12 protein-coding genes are annotated in these 14,741 nt (G+C 70.4%); 5 read left to right on the plus strand and 7 right to left on the minus strand.

The window, feature by feature from the left end:
- From FGD71_RS12780 to FGD71_RS12790, 3 genes are all read left to right on the plus strand, one after another.
- Positions 1-150, plus strand: a 150-nt coding sequence (locus tag FGD71_RS12780; RefSeq protein ID WP_140935878.1) for a hypothetical protein, incomplete at its 5' end; no start/stop codon positions are given.
- Between the two features lie 16 nt (positions 151-166).
- Complete coding sequence (gene gnd, locus FGD71_RS12785) at positions 167-1,045, plus strand: phosphogluconate dehydrogenase (NAD(+)-dependent, decarboxylating) (RefSeq protein WP_240436553.1); 879 nt, start codon at positions 167-169, stop codon at positions 1,043-1,045.
- Positions 1,046-1,056: 11 nt separating this feature from the next.
- Positions 1,057-1,650, plus strand: coding sequence for a histidine phosphatase family protein (locus tag FGD71_RS12790; RefSeq protein ID WP_119100540.1), 594 nt, complete (start codon positions 1,057-1,059; stop codon positions 1,648-1,650).
- 267 nt (positions 1,651-1,917) lie between these two features.
- On the opposite strand, the gene FGD71_RS12795 is transcribed toward FGD71_RS12790, so the two are convergent.
- Positions 1,918-3,753: a bifunctional sugar phosphate isomerase/epimerase/4-hydroxyphenylpyruvate dioxygenase family protein gene (locus FGD71_RS12795; RefSeq protein ID WP_119100541.1), complete on the minus strand. Its 1,836-nt coding sequence runs from the start codon at positions 3,751-3,753 to the stop codon at positions 1,918-1,920.
- Between the two features lie 75 nt (positions 3,754-3,828).
- The gene (locus FGD71_RS12800) at positions 3,829-4,704 is read right to left on the minus strand and encodes a shikimate dehydrogenase (RefSeq protein WP_119100542.1); all 876 of its coding nucleotides are present in this window, start codon (positions 4,702-4,704) and stop codon (positions 3,829-3,831) included.
- A 180-nt stretch (positions 4,705-4,884) separates the two neighbouring features.
- Between FGD71_RS12800 and FGD71_RS12805 the strand changes: the two genes are divergently transcribed.
- Together FGD71_RS12805 and FGD71_RS12810 are read left to right on the plus strand one after the other, a co-directional pair.
- The gene (locus FGD71_RS12805; RefSeq protein WP_119100543.1) at positions 4,885-5,550 is read left to right on the plus strand and encodes a TetR/AcrR family transcriptional regulator; all 666 of its coding nucleotides are present in this window, start codon (positions 4,885-4,887) and stop codon (positions 5,548-5,550) included.
- Between the two features lie 258 nt (positions 5,551-5,808).
- Positions 5,809-7,161, plus strand: a complete 1,353-nt coding sequence (locus tag FGD71_RS12810; RefSeq protein WP_119100544.1) for an MFS transporter — start codon at positions 5,809-5,811, stop codon at positions 7,159-7,161.
- Positions 7,162-7,193: 32 nt separating this feature from the next.
- On the opposite strand, the gene FGD71_RS12815 is transcribed toward FGD71_RS12810, so the two are convergent.
- From FGD71_RS12815 to FGD71_RS12835, 5 genes are all read right to left on the minus strand, one after another.
- The gene (locus FGD71_RS12815; RefSeq protein WP_119100545.1) at positions 7,194-9,035 is read right to left on the minus strand and encodes a hypothetical protein; all 1,842 of its coding nucleotides are present in this window, start codon (positions 9,033-9,035) and stop codon (positions 7,194-7,196) included.
- A gap of 3 nt (positions 9,036-9,038) precedes the next feature.
- Complete coding sequence (locus FGD71_RS12820; protein WP_119100546.1) at positions 9,039-9,932, minus strand: carbohydrate ABC transporter permease; 894 nt, start codon at positions 9,930-9,932, stop codon at positions 9,039-9,041.
- Positions 9,933-9,956: 24 nt separating this feature from the next.
- Positions 9,957-10,934: a carbohydrate ABC transporter permease gene (locus FGD71_RS12825; protein WP_119100547.1), complete on the minus strand. Its 978-nt coding sequence runs from the start codon at positions 10,932-10,934 to the stop codon at positions 9,957-9,959.
- 99 nt (positions 10,935-11,033) lie between these two features.
- A complete protein-coding gene (locus FGD71_RS12830; protein ID WP_119100548.1) occupies positions 11,034-12,365 on the minus strand; it encodes an ABC transporter substrate-binding protein in 1,332 nt (443 codons plus the stop codon).
- A 292-nt stretch (positions 12,366-12,657) separates the two neighbouring features.
- Positions 12,658-13,779 (minus strand): ROK family protein, encoded by a 1,122-nt coding sequence (locus FGD71_RS12835; protein WP_119100549.1) that lies wholly within the window; start codon positions 13,777-13,779, stop codon positions 12,658-12,660.
- Positions 13,780-14,741 lie beyond the last annotated feature (962 nt).

The following is a 14,741-nucleotide window of genomic DNA, read 5'->3' on the forward strand; positions in this document are numbered from 1 at the left end:
ATCGATTCCTTCGACCAGTGGGGCGTCGAGCTCGGCAAGGTCCTCGCCAAGCGCGTCGAACCCGCGCTGACCGCGGGCGCCGACGTCCCCGGCCTCGACCCGTCCACCGCCGCCCTGGTCGCCACCTACCGCACGCTCCGGAAGAAGTGAAGCTGATATGACAGCGATGCAACTGGGCCTCATCGGCCTGGGCAAGATGGGCGGCAACATGCGCGAGCGGATCCGCCGCGCGGGCCACACCGTCATCGGCTACGACCGCAACCCCGATCGCGCCGATGTCAGCAGCCTGGCCGAACTGGTGGACAAGCTCGAGGGCCCGCGCGTGGTGTGGGTGATGGTCCCGGCCGGCGCCCCGACCCAGTCCGTCATCGACGAACTCGCGGGCCTCCTGGAGCCCGGCGACACCGTGGTCGACGGCGGCAACTCCCGCTGGACGGACGACGAGAAGCACGCGGAGGAGCTCGCGGCCAGGGGCATCGGCTTCGTCGACGCGGGCGTCTCGGGCGGCGTCTGGGGACTGGAGAACGGTTACGCGCTGATGGTGGGCGGCGACGCCGAGCACATCGCCAAGGTCCAGCCGATCTTCGACGCGCTGAAGCCCGAGGGCGAAGCCGGCTTCGTCCACGCGGGCAAGGTCGGTGCCGGCCACTTCTCCAAGATGGTCCACAACGGCATCGAGTACGCGATGATGCAGGCCTACGCCGAGGGCTGGGAGCTGCTGGAGAGCGTCGGCTCCGTCACGGACGTGCGCGAGGTCTTCCGCTCCTGGCAGGCCGGCACCGTCATCCGCTCCTGGCTGCTCGACCTCGCCGTCAACGCCCTGGACGAGGACGAGCACCTGGAGCGGCTGCGCGGCTACGCCGACGACTCCGGTGAGGGCCGCTGGACGGTGGAGGCGGCCATCGACAACGCGGTGCCGCTGCCCGCGATCACGGCCTCCCTCTTCGCGCGGTTCGCGTCCCGGCAGGACGACTCGCCGCAGATGAAGATGGTCGCGGCGCTGCGCAACCAGTTCGGCGGCCACGCCGTCGAGTCGGCGGAATAGCGGCCGGGGTCATGGGAGACCTGTTGCTGATCCGCCACGGCGAGACCGAGTGGAGCGCGTCCGGACAGCACACCAGCCGGACGGATCTGCCCCTCACCCAGCGCGGCGAGGAACAAGCCAAGTCGCTGGTCCCGCTGCTCGCCGGGCGGACCATCGCCCGCGTGCTCACCAGCCCGCTCCACCGGGCCGTCAGGACCGCGGAACTCGCGGGGCTGACGGCGGCCGTGCGGGAACCCGATCTGCACGAGTGGGACTACGGCGCGTACGAAGGCGTCACCACCGCCGGCATCCACCGCACGCGCCCCGACTGGTACCTCTGGACCGACGGCGTGCCGCCCGGCCCGGACGGCCACCCGGGCGAGTCGGCGGCCGATGTCGGCCTGCGCGCCGACCGCGTGCTGGCCCGCGTGTCGAGCGCGCTCGGCCCTGGCGGTGGCGACGTGGTCCTCGTGGCCCACGCCCACGTCCTCCGGGTCCTGGCCGCCCGCCGCCTCGGCCTCCCGCCCGAGGACGGGCGCCTGTTCCGACTCGAGACGGGAACGGTCAGCCGTCTCTCCACCGAGCACGGCCGCCCGGTGGTCGCGGAGTGGAACGCCGGGGCGTAGGTTTCCTCGCCCCCTACCCATTCCCGCCCCCTGGACCCCCGCTCCTCAAACGCCGGAGGGGCTGACATACCCAGCCCGTCCGGCGTTTGAGGACGAGGCCGTTCAGGCCGACAGCGGGGGTCTGGGGGCGCAGCCCCCAGGATGAGGATGGGACGGGTAGGGGCGGCGGGGGNCAGCGGGGGTCTGGGGGCGCAGCCCCCAGGATGAGGATGGGACGGGTAGGGGCGGCGGGGGCGAGAAAACCTACGCCCGCGACGGCGCTCAGCCTCAGCCGACCGGTCGGCGCGCGTGCTGTGCCGCGAGCCGTACCGGGGCGTTCGGCGCGCCGTAGCCCCGGTAGCCCCCGTCACGCTGGACCAGTTCGAAGAAGACCCGGTCGACGGTCTCCGTATAGCAGTGGCGGAACTCGCCGTCCGCATCCCGGTCGTAGAGGATGCCCAGTTCGCGGTATGTCTCCAGCTCGTCGTCGGTGAACTCGTACCGGGCCGCGAGGTCGTCGTAGTAGTTCGGGGGCATCGGCAGCAAGCGTCCGCCCGCGGCCCGGAACCGGCGCGCGGCCGTGACCACGTCGTCGGTGGCGAGTGCGATGTGCTGGGCGCGGCCGCCCTCGTCGGCGGTGGGGGCGGGGCCGACGCCGAGGGCGATGCGTACGCTGCCGTCGGCGCTGGTGACGGCACGGCTGCGCAGCAGTCCGTACGGGTCCGCCACGTCCACGCTCTCCTGCGCGCCGAACCCGAGGACGCTGCGGTGGAAGAGCGCCGCCTCGTCGAACTGGTGCCAGGGCTGGGTGAGGGCGAGGTGGTCGATGTGGTGGACGCCTCCGTCCGGCGACGGCTTGTGACCGGTGCGCCGAGCGCCGTGGTGCGTCGGCGGCTGATGCTCGGCGGGCTCGAAGTCGCTTGTCCAGTGGGGAAGTTCGGAGCTGTCGGTCGCGCAGAAGAACAGTTCCGTGCCGTCGGGTGCGGCGACGGCGTCAAGCGGGGCGTCCTCGGGGGCGCGGCGGCGCGGCAGTACGGGAGCGAGGAGTGCCTCGGCACGCCGGGCCGCGCCGGCCGGGTCCGGGGACTCCAGACCGATGGCCGCGAGCGAGGTGCCGTCGCGGCGGGCTGCCGGGCCCGTGTTGAGCAGGACGCGGGCCTCGCCCTGCTGCCACAGGTCCACCGGTTTGCCACGGTGCCGGGCCGTGCGCGTGAAGCCGAGCGCCTCGAGGATCGCGGACACGGGTTCGGCGTCGGGCGTGACGAGTTCGGCGAAGGCGATCCCGCTGGGTACGACGGGCGCGGGCGGCTCGGCGAGGCCCGCCGCCTCCTGGAGGACCAGCAGCGAACGCTGGGCGTCGACGGCGGTCGGCCCGGCCTCGGCCTGCCGGAACACGTCGTTGAACACCTCGAGCGAGAGCGGTCCCTGGTATCCGGCGCGGATGACGTGCCCGACGAGCCCGGCGATGTCGAAGCCACCCTGCCCGGGGAAGCAGCGGTAGTGGCGGCTCCATTGGAGGACGTCCATCGCCATCAGCGGGGCGTCGGCGAGCTGGAGGAAGAAGATCTTCTCGCCGGGAATGTCCTCGATGCCCTTGGGGTCGGAACCGCGGGCAAGGATGTGGAAGCTGTCCAGGCAGGTGCCGAGCGCCGGGTGACCGGCCTGCTCGACGATGCTCCAGGCGTGGTCGTACGTACTGACATGACGGCCCCACGCGAGGGCTTCGTAGGCGACGCGGATGCCGAAGTCCTGGGCCAGTTCGGCGAGTCGGCGCAGCTGGCGGGCGGCCAGCTCGTCGTCGTCCACGGCGAGCGGCGAGACGCTGGAGCACACCAGGACGGTGTCGGCGCCGAGCCGCCGCATCAGCCGGAACTTGTGCTCGGCCCGGCGGAGGTTGCGGTCGAACTCGTCCGACGGCACGGCCTCGATGTCGCGCATCGGCTGGTAGAGGTCGATGGTGAGGCCGAGGTCGGCGCAGCGCGCGCGGATCTCCTCGGGGGTGAGAGGGCTGGCGAGCAGGTCGTTCTCGAATATCTCGACCCCGTCGAAGCCGGCCCTGGACGCGGCCGTGAGCTTCTCGGTGAGGGAACCGCTGAGGGAGACGGTGGCGATGGAGGTACGCATGGTGGTGCTCCTTCGAGACTTCACAGTTCTGGCAGTGCTTCGCCGCGTCCCGTCAGGGGCGCCCCTTAACGGCGCTCAGTCGCGCACACTCATCACATCGCCCAGCGGGGCGATGTCCGCCAGCATCCGACCGGCGTCCGGCTCACGCCCGGTGAACAGGCGAAACGCGTCGGCCGCCTGGAAGGCGGCCATCCCGCCCCCGTCAAGCGTGGCGCAGCCCACCGCGCGGGCGGCACGCAACAGCTCCGTCTCCAGGGGCCGGTAGACGACCTCGGCCACCCACAGTCCGGGATGCAGCAGCCCGGCAGGGAGCGGCAGCCCGGGGTGGGCTGCCATACCCGTGGGCGTGGCGTGCACGATGCCGTCGGCTCCGGCCAGCAGCTCGGCCAGCCGGTCCGGGGTCGCGGCGGCCGCACGGCCCGCACCGAAGTGCCGGTTCAGGGACGCGGCGAGGTCGGCGGCCCGGTCCGGCAGGGCATCGGTCACGGTGATGTGCCCGGCGCCGAGCGTGAGCGTGGCGTGCGCGACCGCCGCGCCCGCGCCGCCGGCGCCCAGCTGGACGACCCGTTCCAGCGGGGCGTCGGGCAGGCCGCGTGCGAAGGAGGCCGCGAACCCGGTGACGTCCGTGTTGTGGCCGATGGCGCGGCCGTCGGAGAAGACGACGGTGTTGACCGCGCCGAGCGCCTCGGCCTGGGGAGCGAGCGCGTCCAGGTGCTCGCCCACGAGCTGCTTGCAGGGGTGCGTGATGTTCAGCCCGTCGAAACCCAGGTCGCGGGCGGCACGCAGCAGGTCGCCCACGGCCTCCGGGGCGGCACCGAGGGTGTCCAGGTCGATCAGCCGGTAGAGGTAGCGCAGGCCCTGCCGGTCGGCCTCGCGCTCGTGCAGGGCCGGGCTGAGTGAGGGGCCGATGCCGGATCCGATCAGACCGATCAGATACGAGTCCTGGGGCACGGCGACCTCCTGGCTAATGTACGAACTGGTTCGTTAGTCATACCAAGACCGGGCCCGGATGGGAAGAGTCCCCTTCCCCCGGGCTCCCCTCACCTCCGTCCATCGGGCGCCTGCTTCTACAATCGCGGGCATCGGGCCCCACCCGACGTCACGGGCCCGGACCTCTCCCGAAGGAATCCGATGACCACTGTCGAAGAGCCGGCGCGATCCGGGGGCCGCATCCGCGACGCCGCCCGTACCAGGGCCGAAATCCTCGACGTGGCGACCCAGGAGTTCGCCCGCGCCGGTTTCACCGGGGCGCGGGTGGACGAGATCGCCGCCCGGACCCGCACCACGAAGCGGATGATCTACTACTACTTCGGCGGCAAGGAGCAGCTGTTCACGGCGGTGCTGGAACGGGCCTACACCGTGATCCGGCAGGCCGAGCAGCAGTTGGACGTCGAGCACCTGGACCCGGTCGCGGCCATCCGGCGACTCGCCGAGCTCACCTTCGACCACCACGAGGCGCATCCCGACTTCATCCGCCTGGTCAGCATCGAGTACATCCACGAGGCGGAGCACATCGCCGCCTCCGAGGCGCTGGGCGCCATCGGCTCGCCGGCGCTCGACGTGATCGGCCGCATCCTCGCGGCGGGGCGCGAGTCGGGCCTGTTCACGGCCGATGTCGACGCGGTGGACCTGCACGCGATGATCAGCTCGTTCTGCTTCTTCCGGGTCGCCAACCGGCACACCTTCGGCGCACTCTTCGGCCGGGACCTGGTCGCCGCCGACCAGCGGGAGCACTACCGGACCATGCTCGGCGACATGGTCATCGCCTATCTGACGGCGGACCGCTCGGCGGACTGAGCCTTCGACCGCGCGGCGGACTGAGCCCTCGAACCGGCCGAGGACCGGACCCTCGGCCGGGCACGGGAAGATCCCTCGACACCACCTCTTGACACCCGGGGAACGCGGGCGCAACATCCCTAGCCAACCACTACTAACTATCCAGTGGGTTAATTAGCCGGGTAGCGCCCGGCCCGGCCGCCCCATCACCCCAGGGATCCGGCGCCTCTCCCCTCCGCTCACTCCACGTATGTTGGAGCTCCCTCGAAGGAGCACGTCGTGCCAGTCCCCGCCGCAACACCCGACGCACCCCCCGGCCAGCCGAAGAAAGCCGCCACGGCCGCCTGGATCGGCAGTGCCCTGGAGTACTACGACTTCTTCATCTACGGCAGTGCGGCCGCGCTGATCTTCCCGGAGGTCTTCTTCGACGAGTCGGACCCGGCCACCGCGACCCTGCTGTCGCTGGCCACGTTCGGTGTCGCGTACGCGGCCCGCCCGATCGGCGCGCTGTTCCTCGGTCACTTCGGCGACCGGGTCGGCCGTAAGAAGATCATGGTCTTCACGCTGATCCTGATGGGCCTGTCGACCTTCCTCATCGGCTGTCTGCCCACGCGCGATCAGGTCGGCACCCTGGCCCCGGTCCTGCTCGTCCTCTGCCGTGTCCTGCAGGGCATCTCGGCCGCCGGCGAGCAGGCCAGCGCCAACTCCATGACGCTGGAACACGCGCCACCGACCCGTCGCGGCTTCTTCACCAGCTTCACGCTCAGCGGCACCCAGGGCGGACAGCTCCTCGCCACCCTCGTCTTCATCCCGGTCGCCGCGCTCCCCGAGGACCAGTTGCTCGCCTGGGGCTGGCGCATCCCCTTCTGGCTGAGCATCGCGGTCGCCGTGGTCGGCTACGTCATCCGCCGTACGCTCGACGAGACCCCGAGCTTCACCCAGCAGGCCTCCACCGAAGGCGTCGCGAAGATGCCGCTGGCCGTGCTGCTGCGCGAGCACTGGGCGGATGTGATCCGGGTGGTCGCGGCCGCTCTCGTCGCCTCGGTCAGCACGATCTTCACCGTGTGGTCGCTGGCGTACGCGACCAGCGACTCGGTGGGCATGGACCGCTCGTCCATGCTGTGGGTGAGCGCGCTCGCCAACCTGGTCGCTCTCGGCGCGATCCCACTGTGGGCCACCCTGTCCGACCGCGTCGGCCGCCGTCCGGTCTTCCTCCTCGGGGCCGCCGGCAGCGCCGTGGCGATGTTCGCCTACCTCTGGGCCATCTCCAAGGGCTCGTACCCGCTCGTCCTGATCCTCGGAATCGTCGCCTTCGGTGTCGTCTACAGCGCCGCGAACGGCGTCTGGCCCTCCTTCTACGGCGAGATGTTCTCCACCCGCGTCCGCCTCTCGGGCATGGCGATCGGCACCCAGATCGGCTTCGCGATCGCCGGGTTCGCCGTGACCTTCGCCGCGCAGATCGCGGGCCCGGACGGCGACGACTGGTCGGCCGTTGCCCTCTTCACCGCCGCGCTGTGCGTCCCGCCGGTGATCGCCGCTCTCACGGCACGCGAGACGCACAAGGTCCCGACGGAGCAGCTCGGTGAGCGGACCGGGCAGGGGGCGCCCGCCGCGGAGAAAGTCACCGCCTGAGCGTCAGCCGGCGAGCGGCGGCTCACCCGAGGTCAACGACGCGCACCGCGAACCAGCGTCAGTTCCGGTTCGCCGTGCGCGTCGGGCCCGCCGAGCACCGCCGTGAACGCCTCCGTGCGCACGGTCAGCCCTTCCGGTGAGTGCTCGCAGATCACGCTCAAGGGCTCCGTCCCCGCCCCGTAACGGACCGCGAAGACGTCGAGTCCCTCCGGTGCGTCCGGTGCGGGGCCCGCTTCGAGGGCGGTGGTCGCGCGGACGTGGCTCCAGCCCTCGTCGGGGTTTCCGTAACCGCGTGGATCGAGGGCGAGCGCGAAGGCCGCCTGCTGCTGGGTGACGTCGTGCCGGGCGTCGAAGCAGTCCGTAACGTCCGCCCGAGGATGCGTCAGCCGCATGTCACCGGCCGAGGCGACGGGCGGGAGGTCACCGGTCCTGCGGAACCGGCCTCCCTCCGCGACGACATACGGCATTCCGGCGAGCAAGTACCGTTCCCCGTCGAGCCGTTCGACGACGACGGTCATCCACAGCCGCGTACCGTCGGTGACGTAGAGCGACTGGAGATGGCGCAGTACGTGGTCGCGCCCGACGACGGGTTTGCTCACCAGTTTCGCGGCGAGGTCCCCCGAGCGATGGTCCCGTACGCGCACCGCGCCCATCGGACGGCAGAGCAGGAAGCCGTCCGTCACCGGCCCGAACCCGTGCTGGCGTTCCACGGCGGCCGCCACCAGCACCGTGCCGCCCGCCTCGATGACGGACGGAGTCATCCGGTCGTCGAACGACACCGTGACCGTGCCCGCCCGCAGCTGATGACAGACGGGTTCCGTTCGCGGCGTGCGGTGCCAGCCGCCCGTGTCCTGGATCTGCCACACGAGCATGAAGGCGAAGTGCCCGTCGACGCCGCCGTCCGGGCCCACCGCGTGCCGGCCCCAGCGGGTGTCCCCGCTGTAGCGGCCGAGATCGGCGCCGGTCCGGCGGCCGAAGTACCGCAGCCCCAGGACCGCTTCGAACGCGGAGTGCTGCTCGCTGTAGCGCGGGCCCCCGATGTCGAACCCGCTGCCGCAGAGCCGGGCGTCGATGTAGCGGGCCAGCACGTCGCCGTCCTCGGCGAAGACCTCCTCACCGCTGACCCGGTGGGCCTGCGCGAGGAAGGAGAGGGAGATGGGCCCGTAGTTGTTGTCGTACGCGCCGCCGTGCTCGGGAGGCAGCGCGGCACCCCGGTCCCGTATGCGGCGGGCCCGGATCTCGTTCAGGTACAGATCCATGGCCCGCTTGCGCACCGACTCGCCCTCCCCCGAGGGGAGATGACGAGCGAGCATCAATCCACCGACCACGCAGCCGATGGCCTGGTTGGCCGCTTCCTGCGGATTGAAGACCGTGGCCTCGGTCAGCCAGGACCAGTAACCGCGCGCCAACTCGACCAACTCGTACCGCAGTTCGTCGTCGAGGAGTCCATCCGCGGTCTCGACCGTGTTGACGGCCTGCAGCAGCGCCCACACCGTGCTCGGCCAGTCGCCGATGGGGTGCGCGCCCGGAGCCAGCACGTAACGGGCGTACGGCAGACCGGAGTTGCGTACCGTCAGGTTCGGGTAGCCGGGGTTGTCCTCGGTGAACACCCGCTCACGCAGATGGAAGCGGAGACTGCGCAGCACGGCCTCCGGCAGGCGCGGGTCCTTCGTCCGCTGCCAGGCGAGCCCCAGCAGCGAGGTGATGCCGAGCGAGGTGTCGCCGATGTCCTCGATGGCGGCCGGGTTCTCGAGGCTGCCCTCGGCGGTGAGGCGGGCCAGCGCCTGGCCGACGACCTCGGCCAGCACGGCGTCATAGGCGGCCGGATCGTCGGCCAGGTCGTGCAACGAGCCGCGCTGGTGAGGGAGATGCACTGCTCAGCCCTTCATACCGGAGGTAGCCAGTCCCTCAACCAGCCTCTTCTGGAAGATGAGGAAGCAGATGAGCGTGGGCAGAAGCGCGAGCGTCGCCATCGCGAACATCGGGCCGTAGGAGGATCCGCTCGTCTGGTCCAGGAACAGGGTCAGGCCGAGGGGGACGGTGAAGCGGTTGTTCTGCTGGAGATAGACGAGCTGGCTGAAGAAGTCGTCGTAGGTCCAGATGAAGGTGAAGATCGTGGTGGTGACCAGCGCCGGACGCATCAGCGGCAGGATGATCTTCCAGTAGATCTGGAACGGGTTGGCGCCGTCCATCATGGCGGCCTGGTCCAGCTCTCGCGGGATGGAGCGGATGAACTGCACCATCAGGAAGATGAAGAAGGCGTCCACCGCGAGGAACTTCGGCACGATCAGCGGCAGGACCGTGTTGATCCAGGTCAGGTTGTAGAACAGCGTGTACTGCGGGATCAGCGTGGCCTGCATCGGCAGCATCAGCGTGCCGAGCATCAGCCCGAACCAGATCTTCTTCCCGCGGAACTCGAAGCGGGCGAAGGCATAGGCCGCGAGGGAGCAGGAAATCACGTTCCCGATCACCGCGCCGATCGTCACGATCAGCGAGTTGGTGATGTAGAGGGAGAAGGAGTTACCCGAACCGCTCCAGCCCTCGGAGTAGTTCTGCGGGTACACCTTGTCCGGGATGAGGCCGGGGTGGGTGAAGATCTCGGTGTCGGGCTTGAAGGAGCTGCTGAGCATCCACAGCAGCGGGTAGAGCATGATCAGCGCCACGCCGATGAGCAGCGTGTGGATCAGGATGCGGCGGGGGCCGGTGAGTTCGCGCAGCTTCCGCAGCGGCGACTTCTTCAGCGGCGAACCGGCCTGGGTGATGGCGGACATGGGTTGTGTACTCCTCACCGACGCTCAGTCGTCGTAGTGGACCCAGTAGCGGCTGGCGATGAAGTTGATCGCCGTGAACACTGCGATGACCAGGAACAGCACCCAGGCCAGCGCCGAGGCGTATCCCATCTCCAGGTCGGTGAAGCCCTTCTTGTAGAGGTAGAGCGAGTACAGCATGGTCGAGTCGAGCGGCCCGCCGGTGCCGTTGCTGACCACGTACGCCGGAGTGAAGGTCTGGAACGCGCCGATGATCTGCAGGACGACGTTGAAGAAGACGATGGGCGTCAGCAGCGGCAGGGTGATCCGGAAGAAACGGGTCAGGACCCCGGCGCCGTCGATGGCGGCGGCCTCGTACACATCCTGCGGCAGTTGCTTCAGACCGGCGAGGAAGATGACCATCGGAGTGCCGAACTGCCAGACCGCCAGCAGGATCAGCGTGTAGACAGAGGTGTCGGGGTTGGAGATCCAGTCCTGGCCCTTGATGCCGAACCAGCCCAGGAAGTCGTTGAACAGGCCGTCGCCGCCGAAGAGCTGCCGCCACATGATGGCGATGGCCACGGCCCCGCCGAGCAGCGACGGCAGGTAGAAGGCGGCGCGGTAGAAGCCGAGGCCACGCAGCGGACGGTTCAGCAGAACCGCGACGGCGAGGGCGAGGGCGAGCTTCAGCGGCACCGAGACGACCACGTACAGCGTGGTGACGCTCACCGACCCCCAGAACTTCGGGTCGTCGTGGAACATCCGGCTGTAGTTCTGCGCGCCGACCCACTTGGCGGGCGAGAGCAGGTCGAAGTCGGTGAAGGAGAGATAGAGCGAGTCGAGCATCGGATAGATCGTCAGCCCGAACAGGCCGACGAACCAGGGGGCCAGGAAGAGGTACGGCCACCAGCCTCCGCCGCGCCGTCTGGCGGCGCGGCGGCGCATGCGGTCACGCTCCCGCTGGTCGGACGGGGCCTCGGGAGCCGTCGGCTCCGTGACGACCTCGTCGGTCTTGGCGGTGGTCATGCTCATCTCCCTGGCCTTCTCCCAGTCCTCTTCCGCTGCGCCGTCCGCGCCCTGCCCCGACGGGGCCCTGCTCCTGCAGGGCCCCACTCCGACGGCGCCCTACTTCGCCAGGATCTGTTCCGCCTGGTCGAAGAACTCGCCGAGCTGCGCCTTGATCGTCTTCTTGCCGAAGGCGACGGCGAGGTTGGACTGGAACAGCAGGTCCCAGATCTGGTCCGCGCCCTTCGGCGGGGGGGTGGGAGCGGGCAGCGCGTTCGACGCCTTGGCGACCCGCTTGGAGATGTAGTCGGCCGCCTCCATGTTCCGCTTGTCGATGTCGGTCAGATCCGGGGCGACGATGGAACGGGCCTTCTCCGTCGGCGGGATGCCACGCTGCAGCTGCATGTCCTTGATCGCCGTCTTGTCCTGGGCGAAGAAGTTCATGATCTTCACGGAGTCCTCGATGCGCTTGCTGGCCTTGGTGGCACTCAGCAGCACGCCGCCGTTGACGAAGTTGCCCTCCCGGGCACCCGACCAGTCGCCCTGCGGGCTGGGCAGGAAGTCGAGGGTCTCCTTGGTGATGGAACCGCCCGCGCCGTAAACACCGATGTCGAAGGTGATCAGCGTCTTGCCGATGACCAGGCCGTTCTTGGTGAGGTTGTTGTGAGCGGCCGAGGTGATCTCGGGCCCGGGGCACGCCTTGTCCTTGCGCATGCCGACCCAGTACTCCCACCACTCCTGGAGGGTGTCCGCGGTGAAGCCGAGCTTCGTGCCGTCCGCGGCGAAGAAGGGCTGGCCCTTCTCCCGGGCGAAGACCTCGAACGCCTGGAGGGTGCCGCCGCCTCCGTCGTCGACGCCGAACATCTTGCCGCCGCTCTTCTTGTTGACCTCGACGGCGATCTTCTTGAGGTCGGCCCAGGTCCATTCGCGGTCCGGCAGCTCCAGGCCCAGCTTCTCCAGGCCGCTACGGTTGATGGTCAGCTGGTTGACGCCGATGCCGGACGGCACGCCGTACAGCTTGCCGTCGACGGTGCCGGCCGCGAGCAACGTCTTGGAGAAGCCGGTCAGGTCCAGCGACTTGCCGACGTACTCGTCGATCGGGGCGATGACGCCCTTGCGCGCGTACTGGGCCACCAGCGCGGTGTCCATCTGCGTCAGGTCGGGGGCACTTCCGCCGGCCACGTTGGTGTTGAACCGGTCGAAGAAGCCGTCGTAGCCGGAGTAGCGCTCCTCGATCTTGATCTTCGGGTTCTTCTCCTGGAAGTACTTGAGCGCCTTCTTGTAGGCCTTGTGCCGGTCGTCGCTGCCCCACCAGGTCATGGTCAGCTTGTCACTTGTGGTGCCGGCTCCGGTTCCTCCGCCACAGGCACTGAGCGTGCCGCCTAGCGCGGTCGCCGCGGCGACGCCGCTCGCGGTGCGGAACAGGGTTCTGCGCGAGATCTGGTGACCCACCGGGTCCTCCTGGATGTGCGTGACGGATCCCCTGGCCGTCGAGCGGCTCGGGTCTATTCCCTGGGGTACGCCTCCCGGCGCGCGGCCTCGCCCGGCCGCGCCGCACTGTCGGCTGAAGGTCCCCGGCTGCTGAGAGCCGATGCCGTACGAGCGCGCCCTCGTACGGCTGCCGTACGTCGCGTACGGCGAGACGCCTCATCCTGGGCCGGGTCCCGCCGGCCATGGAAAGCGCTTGTCCGGACATTGGCAGACCAACGGGTAACCCGTCAATGCTTCTCTCGCGTACCACGGGTCACGGTTTGAATTCCATGGGCGAGGTCACGGTTTGGATTCCCTGGGCGACCGCCAGCCGGCTCGCGCCCGCCACGGTGCCGCTGTCGCCGACGGTGCTGCTGACCACTTCGGTGGGCCAGCTCAGCCGGGCCAGTTCGGCCCGTACACCGGGCAGGAGCTGCGGGTCCGCGCCCGTGGCGCCGCCCAGAACGATCAGTCCCGGGTCCAGCACGGCGGTCACGGCGGCGGCGAGCCGGCCCACGTCGGCGGCATGGCGGCCGACCACGGCAGCGGCCGTGGCGTGGCCCTCCCCGGCGAGGGCGAAGAGCCGCTCGGTGGTGCGGGGACACGGGCCGTCGACGTCCTGCCAGGCCTCCACGGCTCGGTGCAGAAGGGAGCTTGCGCCGATGTGTCCTTCCAGCGCCTCGTAGCCCGGTTCGCGTCTTTCGTCCCACGGGAAGGGCAGTCGGGCCACCTCTCCGGCGGCCCCGTTCGCGCCGCGCAGCACCCGGCCGCCGACGACGATGCCGAGGCCTATGCCCACGCCGATCCGCAGGTAGCCGAAGGTGTGACGGTCGCGGGCAGCGCCCTCGTGCAGCTCGGCCAGCGCGGCGCAGTTGACGTTGTTCTCGAGATGCACGGGAACACCCGGCGGCAGCGCGACGGCCACGGCGTCGAAGACGGGGCCCGCCTTGGCGGTCGCGGGACGCATACCCGTGCCCGCCCGGTCCTGCGCGGTGACATCACCGACGGCGACGACGATGGCGCGCAACGGGGCGCCGGAGGGCAGCGCGTGGAGGGCCTCGCGCACCGTGCCGGCGGCCTCCTCCCGGGAGCCGGTGCTCTGGGCTAGCAAGGTGCCGTCCAGTGCGCAGCCGCGCACCTGGGTCTGTGCGGGGCCCAGATCGACGGCGAGCACGGCGCCGGCGGCCGGCCCCAGACCGTAGACGGCGGCGGAACGGCCGGTGCCCCCGGAGACGGTGCCGGAGCAGGCGGCGAGTTCGGCGGCCTCGAGCTCGGCCACGGCGGAGGAGACGGTCGGCTTGGAAAGGCCCGCACCGGCCGCCAGTTGGGGCCGGGTCGCGGTGCCCGCCGCGGCCAGCACGGCGAACACCGCGCGGGCACTCTCGCTCAGGTGCATGCTCTCCCCCAGTTCGTGCCACAGCGGTTGGGCCGCAGGGTTCGTGCGGCAGGGTATTCCCGTGCCTCTTGACGCACCCTACTTCGTTAGTAAACTTCCTAACGAATTCGAGCGGTACTCGCCTGCCGCATCCGCCAGAAGCCCGTCCCGGGGCTTCCCGACCGCTTCGCCTTCGACCGCTTCGCGCGTCCACGCTGCCGCTCCGCGGCGCTGTCGCGAGGTCGACTCCCGCCTGTCCGGACACGGTTCGCCCGCCGTCGCTACGCATCGCCACACCGCGCGACGACGAAAGGGGATCCGTGCGGGACTCCACGCCCGTTGCCGTCGGCCGGGGCACGCGTCCCGGCGCGGTGGCCGTCGGCGGGCGCGCCTGTGAGACGCCCCACTCGGCACTGCGTGCCCTCCTCGGTGTCCGCTGTCTCGTCGTGGGTGATGCCGAACTCCGCGTACCCGCAGCCGGGTTGGGCGAGGGGCCCGAAGTGCCCTCGCTGACCCCGGGGTTCCTCGCCCCCGCCGCCCCTACCCGTCCCATCCCTGGGGGCTGCGCCCCCAGACCCCCGATGGTTCGCATTTCGGCTGCGGGCCGGTTGTGGCTGGTCGCGCAGTTCCCCGCGCCCCTGAAGGGCGCGCCCCACCCGCAGTCGCCCACGCGCGGGAACGGGGTGGGTGGGTTTCGTACTTCGACTGCGGGCCGTCCGTGGCTGATCGCGCAGTTCCCCGCGCCCCCGACGGGGCACGCCACACCCGCAGACGCCCACGCGCGGAAGCGGTTAGGGGGTGGGTGGGTTTCCTGCCTCACTGCGGGCCGGTTGTGGCTGGTCGCGCAGTTCCCCGCGCCCCTGACGGGGCGCTCCCGGAGGGTGGGTGGGAAGGAGCGCCCCCGCAGTCGCCGACGCACGGGAGGGGTCGTGTGCCGGTGCGTCATCGCCCGTCGCGTAGGGCTTGTCTCAGGAAACCCGCAC

The sequence above is a fragment of the Streptomyces sporangiiformans genome (assembly GCF_005768555.2).
Classification (GTDB): Bacteria; Actinomycetota; Actinomycetes; order Streptomycetales; family Streptomycetaceae; genus Streptomyces; species Streptomyces sporangiiformans.

Coding starts and splice junctions, on each gene's coding strand:
- FGD71_RS12825 (WP_119100547.1), bottom strand. CDS start 10,934: ATGACCACCGCCAAGACCGACGAGGTCGTCACGGAGCCGACGGCTCCC.
- FGD71_RS12835 (WP_119100549.1), bottom strand. CDS start 13,779: ATGCACCTGAGCGAGAGTGCCCGCGCGGTGTTCGCCGTGCTGGCCGCG.
- FGD71_RS12805 (WP_119100543.1), top strand. CDS start 4,885: ATGACCACTGTCGAAGAGCCGGCGCGATCCGGGGGCCGCATCCGCGAC.
- gnd (WP_240436553.1), top strand. CDS start 167: ATGCAACTGGGCCTCATCGGCCTGGGCAAGATGGGCGGCAACATGCGC.
- FGD71_RS12790 (WP_119100540.1), top strand. CDS start 1,057: ATGGGAGACCTGTTGCTGATCCGCCACGGCGAGACCGAGTGGAGCGCG.
- FGD71_RS12795 (WP_119100541.1), bottom strand. CDS start 3,753: ATGCGTACCTCCATCGCCACCGTCTCCCTCAGCGGTTCCCTCACCGAG.
- FGD71_RS12820 (WP_119100546.1), bottom strand. CDS start 9,932: ATGTCCGCCATCACCCAGGCCGGTTCGCCGCTGAAGAAGTCGCCGCTG.